We start from the raw sequence: 25,029 nt of genomic DNA on the forward strand, positions 1-25,029 counted from the left end.
ACTCAAAATTAAAAACAATACTCTCTTTCATTCAATGAATTGATCGAAAAACCGTGTAAAACAGAAAAAAATGTTGTTTTCTAGTGATTTATTGCTAAACAAAAAGTTAAGGGCGTTCTTTGAATCATTAACATATTGTCTAGTTTCATAGAGAAAGGACAATGTTAAAATAACATAAATTCAGAATATTCTTTAAAAATAGGAGGTCCTTTGCATGACAGTAACTAGTTTAAAGACAACAAAATCGTATGTGCGTGATCGTGAGGCGGTCATCGATCTAACACAGAAGCTCGTGCGCATTGAAAGCGTTTACCGTGAGAACGATCCGAAGGGCAATGAGCAAGAGGTGGCAACTTTTGTAGCGGCGTATTTACGAGATATCGGGATCGAGACGCATATCGAGGAGGTTGTGCCAGGGCGACCGAATGTCATTGGCATTATTGATTCGGGCAAGCCTGGGAAAACATTACTTTTCGAAGGACATACGGATGTGGTGACAGAGGGCAATCGAGAGGCTTGGGCCTATGATCCATTTGGAGCAGAAATTGTAGATGGGCGTATGTATGGCAGGGGAACGAATGATACAAAAGGGAATCTTGCTTGTATGATTACGGCTTGTCAGTCATTGCTACTAGATCAAGAGGCGTTTACGGGCAAGATTATTTTATGTATTCCTTGTGATGAAGAAGGGCTTATGCTAGGCATTAAACATTTTATTAAAAATGGTTGGGCTGATGGCGTGGATGGTGCGATTATCTGTGAGCCACAGGAAAATAATGTGTGTATTGCACAACGTGGGGCTATTCGTTTACAGGTAGATATTTTCGGAAAAATGGCGCATGGTGCGATTTCATGGAGTGGCATCAATCCTAACTGGCGTATGGCGCGCTTCATCGTAGAGCTTGAAAAGCTGGAAAAAGAGGAGCAAGCACGATTAGGGCGTGATCCAATGCTGAATTGGCCATCTATTACACCTACGATTTTACGTGCGCCTGTAAAAGGCGATGCACAAATCAATGTTATTCCGGATCACTGTATGACAACACTCGATATTCGTACGGTGCCTGCGCAGGACCATGATGAACTGCTCGGCAAGATTGAAGCGATTATTAAACGATTACAAGCAGATGATCCTGATTTCAAAGTTGAACTGACAGTTCTTGATAACCGACCTGCAACTGCAACAGCGAAGGAAGACCCTGTTGTACAGGCTATTTATGAGGCTGTGGCAGAGGTAACAGAAAAGGAACCAAAATATAACGGTGTTCCAGGTGCGACAGATGGTACGTTTCTTCATGTGCATGGTATTCCCATTGTAACGGTTGGTGCAGGAGATCGAGAAATCCCTCATCAAATCAATGAGTATGTGGATATTGAAGAATTGGCAGAAACAACAGCCATTTACCGTTTAGCAGCATTAAAATTTTTGGCGGGTGATGCACAATGACGGCTATCAAAATAGCAGTAATACCAGGAGATGGCATAGGAAAAGAGGTTATGCAGGAAGCGTTAAAAGTTTTAAATTGTTTGCAAGAACAACATAGCTCCTTACAAATTGAAACAACCATCTTTCCTTGGAGCTCCGATTACTACGTGCAGCATGGCTGTATGATGCCTAATGATGCACTGGCAACACTTCAAACATATGATGCGATTTTATTTGGTGCTATTGGCGATGCTCGTGTGCCCGATGATGTTACCGTTTGGGAATTAATTATGCCCATTCGAAAGCATTTTCAGCAATATGTGAATTTCCGTCCTATTAAATCGCTACCTGGAATAGCGTCGCCCTTGGCTAACGGAAAAGAAATTGACTTTGTGATCTTCCGTGAAAATGCAGAGGGTGAATATTCGGACAGTGGTGGCCGACTGTACCAACAGCAGCCGCAGGAAATGACGATTCAAAATACAATCATGACACGAATTGGGATTGAAAAGATTGTCCATGCTGCCTGTGATTATGCGAAGCAACACGGTAAAACCAAAATAACAAGTGCGACAAAATCGAATGCCATTATTCATTCGATGAAATTCTGGGACGAGCATACTAGCAAAACGGTGGCGCAAAGCTCACCAGCACTACAGCTCGAATCCATTTATATCGATGCGCTCGTCGCCTATTTCGTAGAACGACCACAGAATTTTGAGGTGGTGGTGGCGTCCAATTTGTTTGGCGATATTTTATCCGATTTAGGCTCTGCTATTGTCGGAGGACTTGGTCTATCACCATCAGCCAACCTGAACCCCGAAAAGGATTTTCCATCGATGTTTGAGCCTGTTCATGGCTCAGCACCAGATATTGCAGGTAAGGGCATTGCCAATCCAATCGCTCAAATTTGGTCGCTTGCTTTATTGCTTGGCCATCAAGGCAGACCAGATTTAGAACAGCTCATTGTTAAAGCCATTACAGCAGTGCTACAAGAAGGGGTCGTGAAAACGGCAGATATTGGTGGACAAGCGACAACAGCACAAATGGGTGATGCGATCTGTCAGGAAATTATTAATAGAACTTTAACAGCAGGAGGTGTTTAGCATGTCAGTTGAGCAAAAGGTGATTGTGGTTACTGGTGCAGGAGGCGGTATGGGAAAGGCTATTATTCAAGAGCAATTAAAGCAGGGCAATCGAGTTGTTGGACTTGATCTATCCATAGATGCCTTATCAGATATTGCACAGGATGCCCTTCAATGCTTTGAGGTCAATGTATTACAGGAGGAACGTGTGCAAGACATCTGCCAGCAGGTTTTTGATAAGTATGGCAGAATAGATGGTCTTGTTAATGCACTGGGAATTGCCCAGTCAGCTACGCCGATTGAAGAGGTCACAATGGATGAATGGAATCGTTTAATGGATGTTAATGTGAAAAGTTTATTTATCACGACAAAGGCAGTTGTACCTTTTATGAAAAAACAGCAAATGGGTTCTATTATTACAATTGCCTCCATTTCAGCAGTGCGACCAAGACCGGGCTTACAGGCTTATATTGCGTCAAAGGGTGCAGCAGAGAGCTTTACGAGAGGACTGGCAATTGAACTAGCATCTAGTCAAATTCGGGTTAATACGATTCATCCAGGACCAGCAGACACACAAATGCTTGGTCAATTTGCCGCACAGGGTGCAGATGTAGAGCAGACGAAGCAAAGTGTCTTTGTGCAATCTGTGCCACTAGGACGATTGGTGAAGCCAGCGGATATAGCAGGAGCTGTTAATTATTTACTCTCAGATGCAGCAAGCATGGTCACAGGAACGACATTACATGTAGATGGTGGCCGTGGATTATAGGAGGGGTACAATGAAAAAAATTCCTATGTTGATAGATGGTGAGTGGGTTCACGGTGATGCACAGGCATACCTCGATGTTAAGAATCCCTCAACAGGTGAAGTGATTGCACAAATTAGCAACGCGAGTAAAGAACATGTAGAAGAAGCAGTACGTGCAGCTCGTGTAGCCTTTGAGCGAGAGGACTGGCGTCAATGGAAAGCCTATGAACGTGGGCAGCTATTGATCGAATTTGCTCATTATATTCGTAAGCATGCAGAGGAATGGAGTTTACTAGAATGTCGGGATGTAGGAAAGCCCTTATCACAGGCACGAGCAGATATTGAAGCAGCGGCTCGCTATTTTGAATTTTATGGCGGTGCAGCGGATAAGGTGATGGGAGATACAATTCCGATTGAGGATGGGCTATTAAATGCAGTAGTGCTAGAGCCAGTGGGTATTACGGTACATATTGTGCCATGGAATTATCCGATTCAAATTACGGCAAGAAGTGTAGCAGCCGCTATAGCAACTGGTAATGCAGTCATTGTGAAAAGTGCGGAGGATACACCGCTAACAACGCATGCCATTGCAGAATGGTTCGCCGATAAGTTGCCGAAAGGGATTTTCCAGCATATTACGGGCTTGGGACGAGAGGTTGGTCCTTATTTAACCTCACATCCCGATATTAATCATATTACGTTTACAGGCTCTGTTCCGACAGGAATTGCGGTGATGAAGGCGGCTGCAGAAAATGTTGTGCCTGTGACATTAGAGCTTGGTGGTAAATCTCCTAATATTGTTTTTGCGGATGCTAACATGGAGCAGGCATTAGAGGGAGTCGTACGTGCGATTATCCAAAATGCTGGTCAAACTTGTTCAGCAGGGGCACGTTTACTCATTGAGGAACGTATAAAAGACTCCTTCATTTCACGATTAGCGCAAAGATTCCAAGCGATCCAAGTAGGACCAGGTGAAGCAGATATGGAGATGGGACCATTACTGAATGAACAACAATATAAAAAAATCACTGCATTATTACAGCAAGCAAAGGTAGATGGCTATGTTGTGACAGGTGGGGAACCATTGACATTGGCAGGCTATGAGAAAGGCTTTTATGTTCAGCCAACTATACTTGATGGTGTCGATCCAAATGATCCATTAGCTCAGGAGGAAATTTTCGGTCCGGTGTTAACCGTCTTGACATTTTCCACTGTAGAGGAGGCCATCACATTAGCTAATAGTACGGACTATGGCCTAGTGGCGGGCATTTGGTCACAAAATATCGATACGGCTCATTATGTGGCAAGTCGTGTGCAGGCGGGCCAAGTATTTGTCAATAATTATGGGGCTGCTGGAGGCATTCAAATGCCATTTGGAGGCTATAAAAAAAGCGGAATTGGTCGAGAGAAGGGCTTTGTTGCACTGCGAAACTATACGCAAATGAAAAATATCGCTATACGCTATGCACCACCTAATCAACACTGAGATGGAGGGACGCATATGGAACAGCCAAAAGAAAAAGATGTACTTTTAGAGGTCAATCACTTATCAATTAAATTCCATTTAAAGAATGGGAAAGAGGCAAAAGTAGTTGAAGATGTGAATTTTACTATTCATAAAGGAGAAACCGTTGCACTGGTCGGTGAATCAGGAAGTGGCAAAAGTATTACATCCTTAGCCATTATGCGGTTGTTGCCTATACCTCCAGGAGAAATTACGACAGGCTCTATCACTTTAAACGGTAAAAATCTACTTACCTATAAAAATAAAGAAATGAGCCGTATTCGAGGCAATGAAATTAGTATGATTTTTCAAGAGCCTATGACCTCTTTAGATCCCGTTTTTACGATTGGCAATCAAATGATTGAAGGCATACGAAGACACCAAAAGGTATCGAAAAAAGAGGCATGGAATAAAGCGCTACAGCTTTTAAAAGAAGTCGGGATTGCGAATGCAGAAAAGGTCATTGCGGAATATCCTCACCAACTATCAGGCGGGATGCGACAACGCGTTATGATTGCCATCGCAATGTCTAATAATCCGCAGCTATTGATTGCGGATGAGCCAACTACTGCACTTGATGTCACGGTTCAGGCACAGATTTTAAAGCTGATGCTGAAAATGAAGGAAGAGCATCGATCAGCCATTTTATTCATTACCCATGATATGAGCGTTGTTGCAGAGACAGCAGACCGCGTTATGGTGATGTATGCAGGACAGATTGTCGAGGAAGCCCCAGTAAGAGAGCTCTTTTTAAATCCACAGCATCCTTATACAACAGCACTTTTAAAGACGATGCCAAGCCTTGAAACAGATGTCAAAAGGCTACCATCGATTCCTGGTACTGTGCCACCAGCGTATGCATTACCTGATGGCTGTCGCTTTGCGCCACGTTGTCCTCATGCGCTGGCACATTGTCATCAGGAGCAACCTGCTGTTTATCATATTCAAGAGGCACATAAGGTACGCTGTCATTTATTCACGGAGAAAGGAGAGCTGGCTCATGACGGAGAAAGAAGTTTTGTTGGAAATTAATCATTTAAAAGCCTACTTTCCTGTGAAGCGTAAGTCGATGAAGGAAGAGAAAAAGGTCATTAAAGCGGTTGATGATATTTCGATTGAGATTTATAGAGGGGAAACACTTGGTATTGTTGGCGAATCAGGCTCAGGAAAATCCACCTTTGGGCGAACAATTTTAAAGCTTGTTGAACCAACAGCAGGAGAAGTGTTGTATAAAGGACAACCCATCCAGCATTTAAAGGGGAATAAGCTACAAAGTTATCGCAATCAAATGCAAATGATTTTTCAAGATCCCTTTGCCTCTCTCAATCCGCGGATGCGAATCGGTTCTATAATCGAAGAACCGATGAAGCTGCAATTAACATTGACGAAGGAGCAACGCAAAGAGCGTGTGAAGGAGCTATTACAAAAGGTAGGGCTACCTGAGGATGCCATGCATAAGTTTCCCCATGAATTTTCTGGTGGGCAGCGGCAGCGTATTGGGATTGCACGGGCATTAGCGATTCATCCAGAATTCATAATTGCTGATGAGCCCGTTTCAGCACTGGATGTGTCGGTGCAATCACAAGTGCTCAATCTCATGATGGATTTACAGGATGAATTTCAATTAACCTATTTATTTATTTCACATGATTTAAGCGTTGTGAAACATATTAGTGACCGTGTGGCAGTGCTGTATTTAGGGAGAGTAGTGGAGGTTGGGACAAAGAAGGAGCTATATGCCAATCCGTTACATCCCTACACACAAGCATTACTATCTGCAATACCAGTTGTTAATTTTGATGAGCCCAAACAAGAAATACTTTTACAGGGCGAGTTACCAAGTCCAATGAATCCACCTGTTGGCTGTGTCTTTCATACACGTTGCCCGTATGTGATGGAAAGATGCCATCAGGAGAGACCGCAGCTTCTCAATGAAAATGATCATCAACGAGTTGCCTGTTTTTTATATGACAAAAAATCAGAAAATTATAATTATTTAAAAAGTGAGGTGTGAAGAATGTTTGGCAATATAACAGATGTGCCAGGTGTTAAGGTAGGACATCGCGAGAATAAGGAGGGCATCACAGGCTGTACGGCGCTAGTAGTGGAAAACGGAGCAGTTTGTGGAGTGGATGTTCGAGGCTCTGCACCAGGTACTCGTGAAACTGATGCGTTAGATCCCATCAATGAAATTAACCGGGTCCATGCCATTTGTTTAGCTGGGGGTAGTGCGTTTGGGTTAGATGCTGCTACAGGCGTAATGCAATTTCTAGAGGAGCAAGGGATTGGAGTCGATGCAGGGGTAGCGAAAATACCGATTGTACCAAGTGCAGTACTCTTTGACTTGTTTATCGGTGATCCGCATGCACGACCTACTGCACTTATGGGCTATGAAGCGGCACAAGCGGCACAAGTTGGTTCATTTCCAAACGGCAATGTAGGCGCAGGCTACGGAGCAACTGTAGGCAAATTAGCTGGTCCAGAATTTGCAATGAAGGGTGGGCTTGGTAGTGCTTCCTATGCGGGGAAAGATGGTCTTGTAGCAGGTGCTATCGTGGCTGTCAATGCAGTAGGAGATGTCAAGGACCCTACAACAAGGCAAATTTTAGCTGGAGCAAGAGATAAGCATTCTGGTCAATGGGTGGATTGCTGTGCCTATCTAGAGGAGCATGCGCAATCAGAGGCTTTAGCGGGTACCAATACAACCATTGGTGTTGTGGCAGTGAATGCCAAGCTAACGAAGGCAGAGGCTAAAAAGATTGCGCAGCTTACGCAAAATGCCTTAGCACGCACGATTTATCCTGTTCATACGATGCTGGATGGCGATACGATTTTTGTACTCGGTACAGGAGATCAATGCTATGCACTTGATTATTTAGGCCAGCTAGCAACAAAGGTGATGGAGGAAGCGATTCTAGCTGGCATTAAAGCCGCTGAGCAATTGGCGGATGTTGAAAGTTATACAAGCATTCAAAAGAAAAGCATTTAGGAAAAGGGGGAACAGCCATGCAATGGAAGAAAAGCGGATTGTTACTACTAACAGTGTTGATGGCAATCGTTATGGCAGCTTGTTCAAGTGATGGAGAGAAAACGACGACTACTTCAGGTACTACAGATGGTCAAACGGCAACAGATGTTCCACAGGAAATTGTTGTGCGTGTGAATGATGATCCAGATTTTTTAGATCCACATAAAGCGACAGCGTCCATTTCGTATCAAATGATTCTAAATATCTTTGAGGGGCTAATGGCTCCTGAAACAGATGGCTCCTTAAAAGAGGGACTTGCGGAAAGCTATGAAATCTCTGAGGATGGCTTAACCTATACGTTTAAAATTCGCCAAGGTGTGAAGTTTCATAATGGTGATGACTTAACAATGGAGGATATTCAATATTCCTTTGACCGTTTAATGGGGAAAAATGGTGGGGAAAAAATGTCCAATAGCTTTGATAATGTAGCATCTACAGAGGCGCCTGATGCAAGTACATTTGTGATTAAGCTAAAAGAGCCAAATTCAAATTTCTTGTATTCATTAACAGGCAGACAATCAGCTATTATTCCAAAGAGCAATGATGGGAAGCATAATGAAAATCCAATTGGTACAGGTCCATTTGCCTTTGTGAAATATGCACCAGGTACAAATTTAGAGCTTAAGAAAAATGAACAGTATTGGCAAGAAGGATTACCTTATTTGAATAAAGTAACCTTTGCCTTCCAATCAGATGATCAGGCAGCCATTATGAGCTTAATGGCAAACGAAGTTGATTTAACGAGTGTTCCTTGGCACCGTGTGAGCGAGGTAGAGGGAAGCTATAATTTATCACACCAAAATAATAACTCTTCTCTTATTGTTACATTTAACGAAACAAAGGCACCATTTGACAATGTGAAGGTTCGTCAAGCAATCAATTACGCAATTAGTAAAGCCGATATTATTGACTCTGTGTTTGCAGGCTATGCTGTGCCACTTGGCTCTAATATGAGTCCAGCGATGGGCGATTTCCAAAAGAAGGGCTTAGAAAGCATGTATGAGCGAGATGTGGAAAAAGCGAAGGCGTTATTAGCAGAAGCAGGATATCCGGATGGCTTTAAAACAAAAATTACCGTGTCTTCACACAATGATATTTACTCAAATATTGCACAAATTGTCGTGGCTAATTTGCAAGAAATCGGAATTGATGTAGAAATTGAAGTAGTGGAATGGGGAATTTGGCTAGATCGCGTTTACTTTGGCCGTGACTATGCAATGACAACGATTGACTTAACAGGTCGTGCATCTGCTTTTGAAGTGTTGAATGATTACATTTCTACAAACGATAGTGAAAACTTCTTCTTATTTAAAAATGAAGAATACGACAAAATTATGGCTGATGTTTTAAAGGAAACCGACCAGGCTAAGCAAATAGAGTACTATCATCGTGCACAAGAAATATTAGCAGAGCAGGCGACAGCAGTATATATTGCGGATTATCAAATTGTTTGGGGATCTGACAAACAGGTGACGGGGCTCAAGAGCTATCCATTCTGGTTCCACGATATGTCAGAGGTCAAGTTTTCAAACTAGAAAGGGATGAGTGCTTATGATGTATATTCTACGTCGAATCATCCTGTTAATAACAACCATCCTTCTAGTATCCATTATTACATTTGGTGTTTTTCAAATTTTACCCGGTGATCCAGTTCGCACAATGCTAGGGACAGAGGCGGATCCCACTCAAATTGAAAATTTACGATCTGAGCTTGGCTTGGATCGTCCTCTTTATGAACAATATGTGGATTGGATGAAGGGCTTATTGACAGGGCAATTAGGGAATTCCATTCGATTTTCCATGCCAGTAAAAGAATTATTATTTGATCGACTTCCTGTTACCATGTCATTAGCAGGACTTACCCTTATCATTGTCTTAATCATCTCATTACCTTTAGGGATGTTTGCAGCAAGAAGACAAAATAAATTAAGTGATGTGTCATTATCGACTGTAACCCAGATCGGTATGGCAGTGCCTTCCTTTTGGCTAGGGATGATGCTTATTCTTTACATTGGCCTACAGTTCAGCTTCTTTAAAATTAGTGGCTATATACCTTGGACACAAAGTGTAGCAGGGGCGCTCAGTACCCTAATACTTCCAGCCTTAACGATTGCGATTCCGCAAATTGCGGTGAATTTTCGTTATGTTCGTACAGCCATTTTGGAGCAGGTCCAGCTCGATTATGTCCGCACGATACGCAGTAAAGGGATGTCAGAACAAAATGTAATGTATAAGCATGTATTGAAAAATTCCATGATTCCGATATTGACGGTTTTTGGGTTGATTATGGCGGAGGTTGTGGCAGGAACGATTATTGTGGAGCAGGTGTTTTCATTGCCAGGGATTGGTCAGTTATTGATTACGGCTATCAGTAATCGTGATTTTCCACTCGTACAAGGAATCGTTATGTATATTACAGTAGCTGTTGTCATGATTAATTTTATCGTCGATGTTTTATATTCTGTGTTGGACCCTAGAATTCGATTACGTTAAGAGGTGACTACCATGAAACAACTACAGCGCTATACTAAAAAAATCAATTTAATCATTGGTCTCCTCGTCATTGTTGGCTTTCTGCTCGTCATGATTGTTAGCTTTTTTTATACACCCCATGATGTCAACGCGATGAATATACCTGAAAAATTGCGTGGTCCAGGTGGAGCCTATATGTTTGGAACAGATGAATTCGGGCGAGATATTTTTAGCCGCATTATGAAGGGGACGCAAACAGCCTTTGCCGTGGGTCTATTAACGGTTGCAATCGGAACAGTATTTGGTATTCTCATAGGCGGGATTGCAGGCTATGTTGGTGGCTGGGTCGATGAAATATTTATGCGCACGATGGACGCTTTAATGGCCTTTCCAGGAATCATCTTAGCATTAATGCTTGTAGCAGTATTCGGTCCAGGAATAACGAATACAGCGATAGCGCTTGGAATTATCGCGATACCAGCTATTGCGAGGATTGCCCGCAGTGGCTTTGTGCAACAGCGCGACTCGGAATATGTGCTAGCAGCGAAATTAATTGGTGTTAAGCCTTATAGCATCATGTTCCGTCATATATTGCCAAACATTTCGTCGCAAATTATTGTTGCAGCAACCGTGACGTTTGCGACAGCAATGTTAGCCGAGGCAGCACTGAGCTATTTAGGGCTTGGGGTACAGCCACCAAACCCTAGCTGGGGTAGAATGTTAAAAGATTCACAAGCCTATTTAATCGGTGCCCCTTGGTATACGTATGCCCCTGGGGGAGCCATTACGATTCTCGTTCTAGGCTTATATATGCTCAGTAATGCTTTACGAGATTTTATGGACCCACGTTCAAAATCGTAATAGATCAGGTGCTGTCTTTTGCAACAGTTCATATGCCTTAACAGCCATTTCAATATTGAGGCGATGGGGAGCTTGTAAAAAATCAGCACCTAGTATACTTTCTAATCGTTCTATTCGTTTGTAAAGTGTTTGACGGACAATAAACAGCTGTTCCGCTGTATCATTTTTAGCCCCATTACAGGTCAGATAAACAGCCAATGTTTGAAATAAATCATGGCTACTTTTTTGATCTAATACTAAAATTTCCTGTAAATAATCTTTTACAAATTGTAGGAGGGCTGTTTGATCCTGCTGTAATAACAATCGGTAGACACCTAAATCCTTATAATAGATGGAGCTCGTCAATTGATGATGCTGCATTTGGATGGCTGATTTGGCTTCCTTATAGCCCAGATGAACACTTTCGATCGTTTGATAGACATTGCTAATACCACAGCTAAGGGTAAGTTGCTCAAAAAATTGTGCTGCTTTTCGTGCAACAATCTGTGAGATCGCTTGATCAAAGGCGTCGCGATTGTCTTTCATATAATCTGCGGCAATGAAAAAGGCTAATATAATAATCTCGTGCTGTCTTACTGAAACAGTAGGAAAAAATCCAAGCTTTTTCAGAATCGAACGAACATACATGGCATTTTGTAGCTGGATTTCCTGCCATTCTTCTTCAGGCACGGTATTGGCTTCATCATGTAGATTGAACACGACGACTCGGTAAAATAAATTACGACTTTCGATTGGTAGATAGCTTTGGTAGTATTGAATATCTACTGGCTGACCTTGAATTAATGCTAGTATGAATTCATCCTCACGGCTTTGCTGTCGCTCCTGAAGCATGCGGTTACGCATTAAAATATGGGCAATCGACATAGTTGCTCGTTCAAGGTTTAACAAGGTGTAATCACTCTGCTTTGGCAGTTCAGAATGCATACATAAATAGCCCCACACTTGTCCAAGCCCATTAACAGGAATAATGACAAAATGGTCTTTACCCAAGGATAGTAGGTGCAAGGGCTCTTGTAGTTCTAACTGCTGACAATGCTCCTCCATGACACGTAAGTATTTTTTAGCCTCCATAGGATAATAAAAGCTTTTAGTATCTTCTGAGACAAATAGAAATGGCGCATTTGTATCTTGATGGAGCACTTGTAATATTTTTAAAATACCATTTGGCATTAATGATAATTCCATAAAAGTTTTGGATAGTGTATCAAGCTGTGTAAGTGCCTGCTGGTGTTGATTAATTATGTACGTGTGCAAATCTTGTGTAATATCAATAAATCGTACAATTTCTTCAAAGATGATGATAGGGAAATGATGGGCATTTGCCATGGCAATCAATTCTACGGGAACATGGTCAAAATAGTCGCCAATTTCGATGCAAAGGCCAGCTGCCTCATTACGAATAAGGTTTTGTAAATAGGCAATTTGTGTTTCTCGTTCTAGCTGTAAGCCGACTCCCGTAGTTAAAATTAATTCACCACCATTGATTAATGTTTCAAAATCTTTAATTTCTAATATATGTGTCCACAATACTTGGCGATCAAGGCCGTGCTGCCCTGCAATAAGCTTCGCCGATTCAAAATGCTTGCGCTTGAGGACATCACGTACGAGTAGAGGATGTTTCGACATCAATTAGCACCTGCCCTTCGAATGTACAATGTCTATTTCATTATGTTAGAGAAATCAGAAAATTTCAATATTAACTAGCTTAATAGGGAAAATGGTGATAGACAAAAAGACACCGATGATACACGATTGGAGGTCATGATATGGAGCGAAACGATCAGTTTACACATACTTTACAGCAAAAAGATCATGAAAACATTTGGCATCACATGTCTATCTATAACGACAAAGCACCTCCCATTATTGAACAGGGAGAAGGGGCGTGGATTACAGATAGTTTAGGCAATCGCTTTTTAGATGGTATGTCAGGCTTATGGGCAGTGAATGTAGGGTATGGGCGTGAGCGTCTTGCCAAGGTTGCGTATGAGCAGCTAAAAAAGCTTTGCTATGCTCCTTTAACACAAAGCCATGAACCTGCTATTAGGCTCGCTGAAAAAATTAACAGCCTACTTGATGATGACTATATGATGTTTTATTCCAATAGTGGCTCAGATGCGAATGAAGTGGCGTTTAAGTTAATACGTCAATACCATCAACAAAATGGGGAAGGGAACCGCTACAAAATCATTGCTCGCTATCGGGGCTATCATGGCAGTTCACTTGGGGCATTAGCAGCTACAGGTCAGGCATTACGTAAATTTAAGTACGAGCCGCTGACACCAGGCTTCTTACATGTTGCTCCACCTGATCACTATCGTCGTCCAAAAGGGCAATCAATTGAGACATACAGCCTAGCACTTGCCCGAGAAATGGAAGAAAAGATTATTTGGGAGCAAAAAGAAACCATTGCGGCTGTCATTATGGAGCCACTCATCACGGGTGGTGGAGTGCTGATCCCACATCCTACATATGTCAAAGAAGTCGAGCGCATTTGTAGAAAGCATGGGGTATTACTCATCATGGATGAGGTCATATGTGGCTTCGGACGGACAGGTAAGCTATTTGGCCATCAGCATTTTGATATTCGACCAGATGTTATTACCATGGCGAAAGGATTAACGAGTGCCTACCTACCACTATCCATTACAGCTATACGTAAAGACATTTATGAAAAATTTAAAGAGACGGACGGCTATAGTCATTTTCGCCATATCAATACATTTGGGGGCAATCCAGCAGCTTGTGCAGTGGCCTTAGAAAATATAAAAATCATGGAAGAGGAAGGACTTGTGCAGCGAGCAAGAGATTTGGGTATTCAATTCCTACATGATTTGCAAGACCTATTAGAGCTGCCCTTCGTTGGTGATATTCGTGGGCTTGGGCTACTCATTGGCATCGAGCTGGTCGAAGATAAACAATCTCAAACACCTGCCAAGCCTGAGCTAATCGCGAAAATTATGGCTGATTGTCAAGCAAATGGCTTAATTGTTGGAAGAAATGGTGATACAGTTGAAGGCTTCAATAATATCATTACGTTAAGTCCACCGCTTTGCTGTACAGACGAGGACTTTGAGTTTATGGTTGCTGTATTAAAACGAGTATTTGCAGCCAACGTCTAGCCTGAGGCGATTCCAAATGTGCAAAAAACACGAGGAATCGCCTTTAATACTGTCGTTTATGCCCTTTCTTCACCTCTTCCCAGTCAATTTCGATGTTATGCAACACACGTGTTAGAAGACTGTGAATGCTGTTAATCTCCTCATTGGAAAACCCCTCAAGCGCACGGGCATTGGAATATTCGCCCTCCCGTTTTAAAAAAGGATAGATGTCCATGCTTTTAGCTGTAGGAAAAAGTAATTTATTTTTCTTATTCCCTTGTTCAATTCGTTTTTCAATAAAGCCTTTGGTCTCCAATTTTTGAATAGCTCGTGAAGCCGTTGTACGGTCTACCTTCAATAGCTCTGCAACTTTCTCTTGAATAATACCTGGATTTTCACAAATACGGATAACATATAAATATTGCCCCTTCGTCAAATCCAATTCCTTGAATTCAATATTGCTTATCGAGTCTAATGCCCGTGCAATGGCACCTATTTCACGTAAGATTTCTTTCATGTTCGATCCTCCTGAGATTTTTGTTGTAATTGCAATAAAAATCATTCTATACTAATACTATCATCTTCAAAGTGAAATTGCACCTAGAGAAGATGATTCAGGAGAAACTAGGAGGAATAGTAATGACTATAAAAAAAGTGACAACTGAAGCAGAACTACAAACAGCATTTGATTTTAGAAGAAGCGTTTTTATTGAAGAGCAGCAAGTCCCTGAGGAAGAAGAATATGATGAATTTGATGCACTAGATGCTCCATGCGATCATATTTTGGTGTATTACAATGAGCAACCGGTTGGAACAGGTAGACTACGAGTTGTAGAGGGCTATGGCAAATTGGAGCGTATTTGTATATTAGAAGAATACCGCAAATTTGGACTTGGTAAGGAAGTTATTGTGGGCCTAGAGCAAATTGCACGAGATAAAGGGCTAACAAAGGCAAAATTAAATGCCCAGTCCTATGCAGAAGGCTTTTATGAAAAATTAGGCTATCAGCGTGAAGGCGAAGAATTTATGGATTGTGGCATTCCCCATATTTTAATGAAGAAATACTGGTAGCAGATGAAAATCACACGATGATAGAACATGCCAGACTTAGCATAATACTTTGTAACTTTTTAATCGTTGCTTGGGTCTACTGCTTAAAGGGGGTATGTTGTTGAAGAAATGGATATGCCTTTGTACCATGTGTTTGTTACTGACTGCTTGCGGTAGTCAAGTCATCATCGAATGGGTTGATTTAATCAAATGGGATGGTAAGCAATATGAAGCTGTATATGAAGTAGCGTTAGCCGATCGTTCATTCATTGATAAGGAAATAGGGGAAGTTGATTTTAAAGTAGCTGATCATATCAAAAGAGCTTCCTATCGTTTTAAGGATGGCGATGCAGCCTTCCACGAGAAGGGGACAAAGCTTTATGCGATAAAGGGTCTTGACGATGCCATTGCGGTAGAGGATCAGTCGGTTATTAATGGCTATCGAATTTATATGATAAGAGATGACGCTCCGCCGCGACGGAATTTTGATCAGGTTCCATTAGAAGAAGTGAAGAAAATAGAATTTTACGCATCTATGGAAGAAGGCGATCGGAAAACGGCTAGCTATACAGATCAGTCTGACATGGAAAATATAAAGGCAATTTTAGCCAACAGTAAACTAGACCCATCCTTTGAGCCAAATGGAGATACGAAACGTTATGATATACTCCTTTATACAGACGATGCCATTGCTTTTCAATATGGCATACAATTTGATGGGACTACTTATTTTTGGTTTCCGTCAGAAAACGCGCTTTTATCGGATGATATACAGCAGTTTATTTCCAAAGATTAGTGTACTTCTCGTATTGAAGGATAATGCCATGCTACCTTCTGTAATGGTTCAGTCGGATTATCACTTTAGCAAAATGCGCCAATTAAAGAAAGCTGCCCAAACATAAGGCAGCTTTCATTTATTTTTGCTTTACAACCGTACCTGCAAAGCTATCATGAGGAAGACGTTGACCGTGCTGCTGCTCGAAGGCTTGGCGATCTTTTAGATAATCGAACGTACTGATAGTATCTCGATATGCCATGCGTTTAATAATTTGACCTGCTGATAATGGACGACCATCTTCATTTTCGAGTGCTAATCCCATTGCTTTGTAGCCAATCGTTTGTCCGTTTTTACGGAGTTGTGCATATTCTAGCGCCCACAATACTACAGTTGGCGTAACGAGTGCATGAACAGCCTCATTTTTTACTTTTTTTCGTAGGAGGTATTCAACCCCAAACGTGACAGCCGTTGAAACAGCTGTATCGATTAAAAATGCTGCTGTGCGTTTTTTTGTCATCAATTCCATATAAGCCCTCCTCTATTGACCTGTCACTAGTACATACGAAGAATAAGGACAAAAAGTTTCGATTTACCCTAGATTCAAATCTAGTGAAAGTACAGGATAGGATGGAATCGCCCCATGCTTTGTTGTTGAGATGCCTGCATAACGGTTAGCAAAAGAAAGCAGAGACATTGCATGCTGTTCACAATGAGCCACCACTTGATCTACTGTTAGTGGATGATGAAGAAATTGACTTAAAATCGCGCCAATAAAAGCATCACCAGCCCCAGTTGTATCAACTGGTTGTACCTTGTCAGCAGGAGCCTTCACATGATGCTTTTTCGTATATAGGGTAGCCCCAGCTGCACCATGTGTAATGATGATAACTTCTACATATCCCTTGAATAGAGTTTGAACAGCTTCCTGTTCATCTTCTAGAGTAGTTAAAAACAACAGTTCTTCCTCTGAAAGCTTGACAATATGGGCTTTTGGTAAAAAGGCTAAAATGGTTTCACAACACGCCTCCTTATCCTGCCATAAAGGAAGGCGCACATTCGGATCAAAGGATATAAGGCTCCCTGCTCGATGTGCCTGTTCAATAAGGGCAAGATGTGCTTGTTTCATAGGACTCTCTACAAGATTAACAGAGCAAAAATGAACGATATCGTGCGCTGTTAATAGCTGCGAGGGGAGGTATTCCTGTTTGTATAAGAGATCTGCAGCATGTCGGCGATAAAATTGAAAATCTCGATCGCCATGTTCATTTAATGAAACAAAGGCAAGACTTGTTTCGCCATCCGTTGTTTGACGAATAAACTGTGTATCTACACCTGCTTGCTGCAACGTGTTGATGAGGAAGTCACCAAAGGCATCTTGACCTACTTGTGTGAGAAGTGCCGCCTGCTGTCCTAGCTTTGCACAGACTGCGGCTACATTGGCAGGTGCCCCTCCTGCATGTTTAGTAAAATGCTCAATGTTAGCTAGGGAGCCGTGCCGCTGTGTCGGTGTAAAGTCAATTAATAATTCTCCAATTGTGAAGAGCTTGCCCATTATGAGACCTCCTGTGGTAGTCGCTTTTTCTTAGGAACATAAATGGTATAAAAAATACCAGCGAAAATAAGAAGGATCCCCATCGTTTGCGTAAAGCTTGGCATAAAATCAAGCAATAGCATATCCAGTAAAATGGCGACAACAGGGTCGACAAAAACCAATACGGAGACAAGAATCGTAGACAGGCTACGAATACTATCAAAAAATAAATAGTAAACAAATCCTGTATGAATAAAGCCTGTCCCGAGTATATAAAACCAATTGGTTGACGTTAATCCATCAAACAGCGAGAAGTCGATAAAGGGCAGTAGTATCACGATTCCAACTGTTGTTTGAATATAGGTTAACGCATACGAGCTAAGCTTCGTGATGGTTTTGCTTGTTAGCATTGTAAGGGCATAAAATACTGCTGACAGTAATGCCCAGATAAAGCCAGATTGCATAAATTCTGAGAACGACACAAAATTATTGAGACCGATGATAAAAATACTACCGATAAAGCAAGTGATTGTTGCGACAAGTGCCTGAATGGTCATTTTTTCCTTCAAAAAAATAGCGCCTAAAATTAACACAAATATAGGGGCTAAATTATAGATGGAAATGGCAATCGAAATGGACATTTCCTCAAAGGCTTTAAATAAAAATACCCAGTTTAACACAATAAAGACACCGCAAATTAGCGTTTGGAAAATTTCCTTCTTATCCCACACCTCTGTTTTATGTCCACCCGTGATGAGCCACATACCTCCTAGAAAGAGGGTTGCGCAAATGCATCTAACAAAGACAAGCTCTGTAGCGGGAACACCAGTGTGAACGGTAAAAAAGCCGATGGAACCAAACAGTGCCATGGAGACTGTTAGTTTAATGATTGCTGAGATGTTCATACGAAACCTTCCTTCTATTATTCTATTATTTTATTAAGCTATACGTATACAACTATTCACGAATTTGGCCGTTGCCATGAATAACATATTTTGTTGATGTTAATGCAGGCAAGCCCATTGGTCCACGGGCATGTAACTTTTGTGTACTAATACCGATTTCTGCACCATAGCCAAATTCAAAGCCGTCCGTGAAGCGGGTGGAGGCATTATGATACACTGCTGCTGCATCGACATTGTTTAAGAACGTCTCGGCGGTTAATTGATCCTCTGTAATGATGGCCTCAGAATGATTCGTTCCAAAGTATTGAATATGCTCAATCGCTTCATAGACATTTTCCACCAATTTAACGCTTATTTTTAAATCAAGGTACTCTGTCGCATAATCATCCGCTGTAGCTGGAAGGGCAGCTTCAAATTGCTGACATACTTGCTCATCACCGATGATGGTTACACCTGCATGATGAAGGGCCGTTAAAAGCTGGACGCCGTGTTCTTTAAACCAAGCCTGATGAATGAGTAAGCTTTCTGCTGCATTACAAACAGAAGGACGCTGTGTTTTAGCATTCAGACAGATTTTTTCTGCTTTTATGTAATCCGCCATTTCATCAACATAAATGTGACAGTTGCCTGCACCTGTTTCGAGTACAGGAACAGTCGCCTCATTGACAACTAAATCAATCAGGGCTTTGCCCCCACGAGGAATGAGCACATCTAAGTACTCTTTTAAATGGAATAGTTCTTTGGCTGTTTCGCGGCTTGTATCCTCAATTAATTGAACAGCATCGGTAGGGATAGAAGTTTTAGCAAGCGCGCGATGAATACTTGCGACAAGAGCCATATTAGAAAACTTAGCGGAGGAGCTTCCGCGCAAAATAACTGCATTGCCCGTTTTTAGAGATAGTGTTGCTGCATCGATCGTCACATTTGGTCGAGCTTCATAGATCATACCAATAACACCAAGTGGCACAATTCGTTTTTCAATGCGTAGCCCATTGTCCTTTTCAATATGTTCAACAATTGTACCTACTGGATCGTTTAAGGAGACGAGTAAATGAATGGCATCGGCCATTGCCGCAATCCGTTCTTCATTGAGCATGATACGATCCAACGTAGATGCAGGTATACCTTGCTGCTCACCTTGTGCCAAATCCTTTGCATTTTCAGCCATAATGTCATGTTGATCGATTAATAGCTGTTCTGCAATTTTTTTCAATGCCTCATTTTTCTCGCAGGTAGTTTTAATATTTAACATATAGCTTGCGGCTTTTGCGCGTTGTCCTTTTTCTTGAATTTCACTTGTCATTTGTCATTCCTCCTTAATTCGTTTGAATTTTCAGCCATTTGTCTCGGTGAATTACCTCAATAGGGCTTTTCAGCAATGTATCAGTCCGTTTTCCCATGGCAGAGAGAAGCTCTTGGGAAGAGTACAGTACTTCGCCACGTCCTAGTAAGTCCTTCTCACTATAGACTTCTACAACATCACCATTGACAAACTCACCTTCTAGACGATAGACGCCAGCAGGTAATAGACTTTTACCATTATTCATTAAAGCCTGTTCTGCACCACTGTCTATAAAAATTTTACCAGAAATTTCCGTGAGTGCAATCCACTGTTTATGATTTGTTAACACGGCGAGCTCATCATGCCCCACATAAGTGCCATCACCATGTCCTGCTAAAATATCGACGAGCTTCTGTGCACCATGACCTGTACCGATAAATACCTTCACCCCTGCACGTAGCGCTGTTCGTGCTGCCAGAAGCTTTGAGGCCATGCCTCCTGTGCCAACCTTTGATCCTGTACCATCCGCAAAGCTTAGCAGGTCATCCGTAATGGCAGCTAATCGATCAATACGCTCTGCCTGTGGGTTTTTATTGGGATTGGCATTATAAAGGCCATTGATATCTGTTAAAATGATGAGCTGATCTGCGTGAACAAGTCCACTGACGAGTGCTGAAAGCATATCGTTATCTCCAAAGGTTAATTCGCTAATAGACACTGTATCGTTTTCATTAATAATCGGTAGCATGGATCGTTCTAATAACTCCTCGAAAGTCGCATAGGCATTTTTATAGCATTCTTTTTTAGAAAAATCTGTTCGTGTCAATAATATCTGGGCAGGCATGATATCATAAATACTAAACAAAGCACTGTACGTTTGAATGAGTAGGCTCTGTCCTACAGCAGCAGCTGCCTGCTTACCCTTCACTGTCACAGGACGAGCAGGGTAGCCTAGTTGTTTAAAACCCGCCGCTACGGCACCAGACGACACAAGCAAAACTTCATGCCCCAATTTCTTCAACTCGGCGATTGCCTGCACATGGTCCATTAAGCGAACTTTATCGATTTCACCCTTTGCATTCGTTAAAGAGCTACTGCCAATCTTAACAACAATTCTTTTTCTCTCCATCTCACGACCTCCATCATTGCTGAATCAAGATAAAAAAAGCCTTTTCATCCTAAAAATTAGGACGAAAAGACTTGCCTTCCGTGGTACCACCTACATTGAATATCATGCGACATTCCACTTTTCTCATAACGCTAGAGACTGCGCCTAGTTTGGCTAGGACGTTTCACAAAGTAGGTTTCATTAGTCTTCCTTGTACAATGCCTTGCAGCCGATGGGCATCGCTCTCTTTTCAAGCAGTGGCTAACTACTGGTCTTCGTTCGTTTTCTCATCTATTGACTAAAGGATGCACTACTTCTATAAGTCTGTCAAGCTGAATGGGTAAATTACTTGAAAGTTTTGATAAATTAAGAAAGGGATGCGTTAAAATGATGAAAAGGCCAATTATTCGATTATTTAAACCACCAAATAGCAATGAAAAGGGGAAGCATCGCCAACACAATGACAAAGAAGCTCCAAATGACCTGTTTCCCAGAAGACATATTTTTAGGTTTGATGCTCATTTGTTCATATAGCTGGTTAATGGCTCGTTGCTCTTTCGCATAAAGCATTGCTTGAAATTCTTCGTAATCTTGAATATAGCTAGATGGAGCACGTGGACTGAAGCGTAAATTTCGAATGGAATCCGTAATCTCTTTGTCAGCCATCCAATACGTGATGACAGGTGCTAAGCCTGCGTTTTGTGTGGCCTTCACCTCAATGTCATGGGATTTCATTTTATAGTAAACCTGTCCATGCTCATCCTCATATTGCGTGACAATATCACTTACTGCCATTATCAATCACCTCTTATGGAAGTTATCTGTTTTATCATGAGTTTCTACTATTATAATGGATTAGGGAAGAAAAGTATCGCTTGAGCGAGCATAAATTGTGAAACCGAAATTTAAAAAAGTTTTGGATAAAGTCATAAACTTACATCTAGTGAGAACAACGTCATGTAGTATAATGTAAATAGTTTTTTAAAAGAAGTTGAAGGAAGGGAAAGTTTTGGAAATCTCAACGTTATTTGCGTTTTTAGGGGCTGCGATTATTTTAACCATTATGCCAGGGCCCGATAATTTATTTGTGCTTGCCCAAAGTATTACACAAGATAAAAAAGCGGGTATTGCCACATCACTTGGATTGTGTACAGGACTACTTGTTCATATTAGTGCAGCAGTACTCGGTATTTCTGCGATAATTTATCAATCGACCATTATTTTTTCAATCGTCAAATTTGCAGGAGCAGCGTATTTATTGTATCTAGCTTGGCAATCATTTCGTGCTAAGGGGGACCCCTTTACGTTGCAACAGCAAAATACGCAAGCTTATATCAAATTATATAAAAAAGGAATATTAATGAATATTTTAAATCCTAAAGTATCGTTATTTTTCCTAGCGCTTTTACCACAGTTTGTTAATCCATCGCAAGGACATGTGGCGTTTCAAATGCTTATTTTGGGTATTGTATTTTTAATACAAGCACTTGTATTATTTTCATTGTTTAGCATATTTGCAGGGAAAGTTAGACAAGTCATTATTGGTAAACCTGCGATTGCTAAACGACTAAATACAATTCAAGGTATCCTATTCACATTTATCGGGATACAGATTGCCATCAGCAAACAGTAGGGAGGAATGGACATGGCTATTTTACATATCACCTTTAGCTTAGCAACACAGGGTTCTATGAAACTCGCAATCCGTCAACATCGTTTGCAGCGAAATGAATCAGTTCTAAGTGTCCATGATGATCTCTCGATTGGACCTCTTCAAAACTTTGAAGAACGTAAAGCTTGGTTAGCTGCGCATATTTTAGACAATGATGACCAGCAATTGTATGATGAGATGTATGAAAACTGGAAGAAGAAAATTGCTAATTTACCCTGTGATGTGGATGTGTGGATTTGGTATAGTCACAACACACATGAACAAATAGGACTGCGCTATGTAATGAGTGAGTTAATTCATAAATGCAGTATGGTGTATGGGATTGATGCAACGGAGGGTCTGAAGAGTATTCACCCCAATCTAGACATTCGCCATACAGGCGAGCTTTCCTCAGAAATGCTAATGAAGCTTCGCCCTAGTGCAAAGCGATTCTCTGTGCAAGAATGTCAGCAACTCGCTAAGGAATGGGAAAACATCAAGGAACAGCCAAGTACATTACGGTTATGGAAAAGTGAACTATTGCATGTAGAGGAAGATGCAATGGATGCATACATTATCGCCAGTGCAAAAAATTTGCATATACAGCAAAATGAAGAGTGGCTAATGCCCACGCATATTGTGGCACAGACATTTGAAACATTTGTCCATTATGTAGGAAATGATTTTGTAGAGTATCGCTTGCTAACGCTCGTCGAACAGGGGGTATTTGCCATGAAAGGCGATACAACGGATATTTTTTCCTATCAGGTTAAATTACTTTAATACATTTAAGTGAATGAACAGTAAAAAATCAGGCGAGCAAAGCCTGATTTTTTATTGTTCCAAATGCATGAAGCTGTTTGTATTAGTAGTGCTCAAAGTCAGTCGTTTCAACATAATGATTCAGCACAGTAACTCTTAACCGTTTTAATTTTGATAACACTTTTCATATTCATCTTTCATCAACAAACTTTGACAAGCCAAGCCATTTTCATGATAAATTTCTTTATCAATACTTAATACTATACTTCTATTTGAATTGGTATAATTAGGCTCTTTATTAATAATGGATAATTTTTCTTCGTCTAGCCATTTCATCGAAAATTGACTTTTAGCCTCTGCATAATAGACGATTTTGTTTGTGTGAGCTTTATTATTTAAAATTTCTATCCATACATGAACACCACCACTTGGGCCTGCACCACCATATGGTTCATAATAAGCGTGCGCTGTATATTCCCCTGTAGGAGATGAGACAGATTCGGGCACCTGTTGCGTATTTTTTTTATCTAAAGTACCAAACGTAAAAAAATATTGGATATATATAAATATCCCAAAAAACAGGACTAAACCTGCCAATAGTGCTGTTAGTGTTTTTTTAGGGAAGTTTTTCTGTTTAAAAAAGAAAATCATTAATTTGATTACAAAAATGAACAATACGATCAAGGTAAATAAAAATACAAAGAAACCTAATGTATTAAGTAATAAATTCAATTTATTACCTCCCTAGTATGGTGAAACAGTGTCTTTTAGAAAATAAAGCGAGTAACATGGACATCTAGACGATGGTGTTACTCGCTCTTTCTATTTATTGTCATAAAAATCAAAGACAAATTGTTTAAACTGACGTGCAGATGGCGGTAAATAACGATTTTCGATCCAGGCCATGCCGATAATTCGTTCACATACCATATCCTCAACATGGATTTTAACGATTTTTTTCGGGTTTAAATCCTCATCATCGGGTAGTAAGGAAACGCCAAGTCCCGCACCAACAAATCCAGCGATGGTTGACACTTCGTCGCCTTCATAAGAAATTTTTGGCTTTATGCCCGCAGCATTTAATAAGCGATCAGCAGAGCGGCGTAGTGCATAGCCCTTTTTCATTAAGACAAAACTTTCATGCTCCAATTCTTTCATTTTGATGCTTTTGCGATGGGCTAAAGGATGGTCAATGGGGACCATTATAAAGAGCTCATCTCGCCATAATTCCTTCCAACATACTGGCGGCTCTGTATCAATCGCAGCTAGTAGGCACAGGTCTAACTCACCCGCCAGCAATTGTTTTAACTGAGAATGGGAGTAGTTTTGTGTGAAATGAAAACGGATATGGGGATGTTTCTGACGAAAGGCACGAATCAAGTCGGGTACAATACTCGTTCCAAGTGTATGTAAAAAACCGAGTGATACGTCTCCAAGCTCTGGATTATTAAGCTCCTGTAATTCTAAAACAGCCTTTTCATATTCTTTCCGCATGCGCTGAACACGATATAAAAATAGCTCTCCATATCGGTTTAGCATAATTGAGCGCCCTTGTCTGTCGAAAAGCGGTACACCTAATTCTTCCTCCAGCTTTGAAATTGAACGACTAAGTGCTGGCTGTGAAATCGCTAATGCTTCGGCAGCCCGTGTCATATGCTCTAACTTTGCAACGGTTACAAAATATTCTAATTGTTGCCACTCCATTTTTTCACCTCTTTTCTTGTTATTTTTAAGTTA

25 protein-coding genes are annotated in these 25,029 nt (G+C 41.1%); 15 read left to right on the plus strand and 10 right to left on the minus strand.

What is annotated here, in order from left to right:
* Nucleotides 1–214 precede the first annotated feature (214 nt).
* From CD31_RS06310 to CD31_RS06355, 10 genes are read left to right on the plus strand one after another with little or no spacing between them, the layout of a single operon-like run.
* A complete protein-coding gene (locus tag CD31_RS06310; RefSeq protein WP_036076336.1) occupies nucleotides 215–1,447 on the plus strand; it encodes a M20 family metallopeptidase in 1,233 nt (410 codons plus the stop codon).
* Complete coding sequence (locus tag CD31_RS06315) at nucleotides 1,444–2,532, plus strand: tartrate dehydrogenase (protein ID WP_036076337.1); 1,089 nt, start codon at nucleotides 1,444–1,446, stop codon at nucleotides 2,530–2,532. Before CD31_RS06310 ends, CD31_RS06315 begins: the two co-directional genes overlap by 4 nt.
* A 1-nt stretch (nucleotide 2,533) precedes the next feature.
* Nucleotides 2,534–3,280 carry an SDR family NAD(P)-dependent oxidoreductase gene (locus CD31_RS06320; RefSeq protein WP_036076338.1) on the plus strand — a complete coding sequence of 249 codons (747 nt, stop codon included), beginning with the start codon at nucleotides 2,534–2,536 and terminating at the stop codon, nucleotides 3,278–3,280.
* Nucleotides 3,281–3,290: 10 nt separating this feature from the next.
* Nucleotides 3,291–4,745 (plus strand): aldehyde dehydrogenase family protein, encoded by a 1,455-nt coding sequence (locus tag CD31_RS06325; protein ID WP_036076339.1) that lies wholly within the window; start codon nucleotides 3,291–3,293, stop codon nucleotides 4,743–4,745.
* Between the two features lie 15 nt (nucleotides 4,746–4,760).
* Nucleotides 4,761–5,795 carry an ABC transporter ATP-binding protein gene (locus CD31_RS06330; RefSeq protein ID WP_016994360.1) on the plus strand — a complete coding sequence of 345 codons (1,035 nt, stop codon included), beginning with the start codon at nucleotides 4,761–4,763 and terminating at the stop codon, nucleotides 5,793–5,795.
* Nucleotides 5,764–6,777, plus strand: a complete 1,014-nt coding sequence (locus tag CD31_RS06335) for an ABC transporter ATP-binding protein (RefSeq protein WP_016994361.1) — start codon at nucleotides 5,764–5,766, stop codon at nucleotides 6,775–6,777. The genes CD31_RS06330 and CD31_RS06335 overlap by 32 nt, the downstream gene beginning before the upstream one ends.
* Before the next feature lie 3 nt (nucleotides 6,778–6,780).
* A complete protein-coding gene (locus CD31_RS06340; RefSeq protein ID WP_036076340.1) occupies nucleotides 6,781–7,752 on the plus strand; it encodes a P1 family peptidase in 972 nt (323 codons plus the stop codon).
* A 17-nt stretch (nucleotides 7,753–7,769) separates the two neighbouring features.
* Nucleotides 7,770–9,326, plus strand: a complete 1,557-nt coding sequence (locus CD31_RS06345) for an ABC transporter substrate-binding protein (protein ID WP_036076341.1) — start codon at nucleotides 7,770–7,772, stop codon at nucleotides 9,324–9,326.
* A 16-nt stretch (nucleotides 9,327–9,342) separates the two neighbouring features.
* Nucleotides 9,343–10,284 (plus strand): ABC transporter permease, encoded by a 942-nt coding sequence (locus CD31_RS06350; protein WP_009374228.1) that lies wholly within the window; start codon nucleotides 9,343–9,345, stop codon nucleotides 10,282–10,284.
* Between the two features lie 12 nt (nucleotides 10,285–10,296).
* The gene (locus CD31_RS06355) at nucleotides 10,297–11,124 is read left to right on the plus strand and encodes an ABC transporter permease (RefSeq protein ID WP_036076342.1); all 828 of its coding nucleotides are present in this window, start codon (nucleotides 10,297–10,299) and stop codon (nucleotides 11,122–11,124) included.
* On the opposite strand, the gene CD31_RS06360 is transcribed toward CD31_RS06355, so the two are convergent.
* The gene (locus CD31_RS06360; protein ID WP_036076343.1) at nucleotides 11,113–12,750 is read right to left on the minus strand and encodes a PucR family transcriptional regulator; all 1,638 of its coding nucleotides are present in this window, start codon (nucleotides 12,748–12,750) and stop codon (nucleotides 11,113–11,115) included. The genes CD31_RS06355 and CD31_RS06360 overlap by 12 nt on opposite strands.
* 140 nt (nucleotides 12,751–12,890) lie before the next feature.
* Here CD31_RS06360 and CD31_RS06365 point away from each other — a divergent pair, with 140 nt between their 5' ends.
* A complete protein-coding gene (locus tag CD31_RS06365; RefSeq protein ID WP_016994367.1) occupies nucleotides 12,891–14,246 on the plus strand; it encodes an aspartate aminotransferase family protein in 1,356 nt (451 codons plus the stop codon).
* Nucleotides 14,247–14,289: 43 nt separating this feature from the next.
* Here CD31_RS06365 and CD31_RS06370 read toward each other — a convergent pair whose 3' ends face one another.
* The gene (locus CD31_RS06370; RefSeq protein WP_016994368.1) at nucleotides 14,290–14,742 is read right to left on the minus strand and encodes a MarR family winged helix-turn-helix transcriptional regulator; all 453 of its coding nucleotides are present in this window, start codon (nucleotides 14,740–14,742) and stop codon (nucleotides 14,290–14,292) included.
* Between the two features lie 122 nt (nucleotides 14,743–14,864).
* On the opposite strand from CD31_RS06370, the gene CD31_RS06375 reads away from it, so the two are divergent.
* Both CD31_RS06375 and CD31_RS06380 read left to right on the plus strand, forming a co-directional pair.
* Nucleotides 14,865–15,296 (plus strand): GNAT family N-acetyltransferase, encoded by a 432-nt coding sequence (locus tag CD31_RS06375; RefSeq protein WP_016994369.1) that lies wholly within the window; start codon nucleotides 14,865–14,867, stop codon nucleotides 15,294–15,296.
* Between the two features lie 94 nt (nucleotides 15,297–15,390).
* On the plus strand, nucleotides 15,391–16,071 hold the full coding sequence (locus CD31_RS06380) for a hypothetical protein (RefSeq protein WP_244905069.1): 681 nt from the start codon (nucleotides 15,391–15,393) through the stop codon (nucleotides 16,069–16,071).
* Nucleotides 16,072–16,189: 118 nt separating this feature from the next.
* Here CD31_RS06380 and CD31_RS06385 read toward each other — a convergent pair whose 3' ends face one another.
* The 6 genes from CD31_RS06385 to CD31_RS06410 form a co-directional block, all read right to left on the minus strand.
* Nucleotides 16,190–16,579, minus strand: coding sequence for an RDD family protein (locus CD31_RS06385; RefSeq protein WP_036076345.1), 390 nt, complete (start codon nucleotides 16,577–16,579; stop codon nucleotides 16,190–16,192).
* A gap of 63 nt (nucleotides 16,580–16,642) precedes the next feature.
* Entirely contained in the window at nucleotides 16,643–17,605 is a 963-nt protein-coding gene (locus tag CD31_RS06390; RefSeq protein ID WP_036076346.1) for a carbohydrate kinase family protein, read from the minus strand.
* Complete coding sequence (locus tag CD31_RS06395; RefSeq protein ID WP_004229564.1) at nucleotides 17,605–18,489, minus strand: DMT family transporter; 885 nt, start codon at nucleotides 18,487–18,489, stop codon at nucleotides 17,605–17,607. Before CD31_RS06395 ends, CD31_RS06390 begins: the two co-directional genes overlap by 1 nt.
* A 52-nt stretch (nucleotides 18,490–18,541) precedes the next feature.
* Nucleotides 18,542–19,792, minus strand: a complete 1,251-nt coding sequence (locus tag CD31_RS06400) for a glutamate-5-semialdehyde dehydrogenase (protein WP_036076347.1) — start codon at nucleotides 19,790–19,792, stop codon at nucleotides 18,542–18,544.
* Nucleotides 19,793–19,805: 13 nt separating this feature from the next.
* Nucleotides 19,806–20,900 (minus strand): glutamate 5-kinase, encoded by a 1,095-nt coding sequence (proB, locus tag CD31_RS06405; protein WP_036076348.1) that lies wholly within the window; start codon nucleotides 20,898–20,900, stop codon nucleotides 19,806–19,808.
* Between the two features lie 390 nt (nucleotides 20,901–21,290).
* Entirely contained in the window at nucleotides 21,291–21,674 is a 384-nt protein-coding gene (locus CD31_RS06410; protein ID WP_004229554.1) for a hypothetical protein, read from the minus strand.
* A 214-nt stretch (nucleotides 21,675–21,888) separates the two neighbouring features.
* On the opposite strand from CD31_RS06410, the gene CD31_RS06415 reads away from it, so the two are divergent.
* Together CD31_RS06415 and CD31_RS06420 are read left to right on the plus strand one after the other, a co-directional pair.
* Nucleotides 21,889–22,512, plus strand: coding sequence for a LysE family translocator (locus CD31_RS06415; protein ID WP_016994376.1), 624 nt, complete (start codon nucleotides 21,889–21,891; stop codon nucleotides 22,510–22,512).
* Between the two features lie 12 nt (nucleotides 22,513–22,524).
* On the plus strand, nucleotides 22,525–23,313 hold the full coding sequence (locus CD31_RS06420; protein WP_036076349.1) for a DUF1835 domain-containing protein: 789 nt from the start codon (nucleotides 22,525–22,527) through the stop codon (nucleotides 23,311–23,313).
* Between the two features lie 144 nt (nucleotides 23,314–23,457).
* Here the strand turns inward: CD31_RS06420 and CD31_RS06425 are convergent, their stop codons facing one another.
* Complete coding sequence (locus tag CD31_RS06425; protein WP_036076350.1) at nucleotides 23,458–24,024, minus strand: DUF5412 family protein; 567 nt, start codon at nucleotides 24,022–24,024, stop codon at nucleotides 23,458–23,460.
* 90 nt (nucleotides 24,025–24,114) lie between these two features.
* A complete protein-coding gene (locus CD31_RS06430) occupies nucleotides 24,115–24,996 on the minus strand; it encodes a LysR family transcriptional regulator (RefSeq protein WP_016994379.1) in 882 nt (293 codons plus the stop codon).
* Nucleotides 24,997–25,029 lie beyond the last annotated feature (33 nt).

This window comes from Lysinibacillus boronitolerans JCM 21713 = 10a = NBRC 103108 (assembly GCF_000772935.1).
GTDB lineage: Bacteria > Bacillota > Bacilli > Bacillales_A > Planococcaceae > Lysinibacillus > Lysinibacillus boronitolerans.

Bases quoted from the DNA above. Each gene is read 5' to 3' on its own strand.
- CD31_RS06310 (WP_036076336.1), top strand. From the start codon at position 215: ATGACAGTAACTAGTTTAAAGACAACAAAATCGTATGTGCGTGATCGT.
- CD31_RS06315 (WP_036076337.1), top strand. From the start codon at position 1,444: ATGACGGCTATCAAAATAGCAGTAATACCAGGAGATGGCATAGGAAAA.
- CD31_RS06320 (WP_036076338.1), top strand. From the start codon at position 2,534: ATGTCAGTTGAGCAAAAGGTGATTGTGGTTACTGGTGCAGGAGGCGGT.
- CD31_RS06325 (WP_036076339.1), top strand. From the start codon at position 3,291: ATGAAAAAAATTCCTATGTTGATAGATGGTGAGTGGGTTCACGGTGAT.
- CD31_RS06330 (WP_016994360.1), top strand. From the start codon at position 4,761: ATGGAACAGCCAAAAGAAAAAGATGTACTTTTAGAGGTCAATCACTTA.
- CD31_RS06335 (WP_016994361.1), top strand. From the start codon at position 5,764: ATGACGGAGAAAGAAGTTTTGTTGGAAATTAATCATTTAAAAGCCTAC.
- CD31_RS06340 (WP_036076340.1), top strand. From the start codon at position 6,781: ATGTTTGGCAATATAACAGATGTGCCAGGTGTTAAGGTAGGACATCGC.
- CD31_RS06345 (WP_036076341.1), top strand. From the start codon at position 7,770: ATGCAATGGAAGAAAAGCGGATTGTTACTACTAACAGTGTTGATGGCA.
- CD31_RS06350 (WP_009374228.1), top strand. From the start codon at position 9,343: ATGATGTATATTCTACGTCGAATCATCCTGTTAATAACAACCATCCTT.
- CD31_RS06355 (WP_036076342.1), top strand. From the start codon at position 10,297: ATGAAACAACTACAGCGCTATACTAAAAAAATCAATTTAATCATTGGT.
- CD31_RS06360 (WP_036076343.1), bottom strand. From the start codon at position 12,750: ATGTCGAAACATCCTCTACTCGTACGTGATGTCCTCAAGCGCAAGCAT.
- CD31_RS06365 (WP_016994367.1), top strand. From the start codon at position 12,891: ATGGAGCGAAACGATCAGTTTACACATACTTTACAGCAAAAAGATCAT.
- CD31_RS06370 (WP_016994368.1), bottom strand. From the start codon at position 14,742: ATGAAAGAAATCTTACGTGAAATAGGTGCCATTGCACGGGCATTAGAC.
- CD31_RS06375 (WP_016994369.1), top strand. From the start codon at position 14,865: ATGACTATAAAAAAAGTGACAACTGAAGCAGAACTACAAACAGCATTT.
- CD31_RS06380 (WP_244905069.1), top strand. From the start codon at position 15,391: ATGTTGTTGAAGAAATGGATATGCCTTTGTACCATGTGTTTGTTACTG.
- CD31_RS06385 (WP_036076345.1), bottom strand. From the start codon at position 16,579: ATGGAATTGATGACAAAAAAACGCACAGCAGCATTTTTAATCGATACA.
- CD31_RS06390 (WP_036076346.1), bottom strand. From the start codon at position 17,605: ATGGGCAAGCTCTTCACAATTGGAGAATTATTAATTGACTTTACACCG.
- CD31_RS06395 (WP_004229564.1), bottom strand. From the start codon at position 18,489: ATGAACATCTCAGCAATCATTAAACTAACAGTCTCCATGGCACTGTTT.
- CD31_RS06400 (WP_036076347.1), bottom strand. From the start codon at position 19,792: ATGACAAGTGAAATTCAAGAAAAAGGACAACGCGCAAAAGCCGCAAGC.
- proB (WP_036076348.1), bottom strand. From the start codon at position 20,900: ATGGAGAGAAAAAGAATTGTTGTTAAGATTGGCAGTAGCTCTTTAACG.
- CD31_RS06410 (WP_004229554.1), bottom strand. From the start codon at position 21,674: ATGGCAGTAAGTGATATTGTCACGCAATATGAGGATGAGCATGGACAG.
- CD31_RS06420 (WP_036076349.1), top strand. From the start codon at position 22,525: ATGGCTATTTTACATATCACCTTTAGCTTAGCAACACAGGGTTCTATG.
- CD31_RS06430 (WP_016994379.1), bottom strand. From the start codon at position 24,996: ATGGAGTGGCAACAATTAGAATATTTTGTAACCGTTGCAAAGTTAGAG.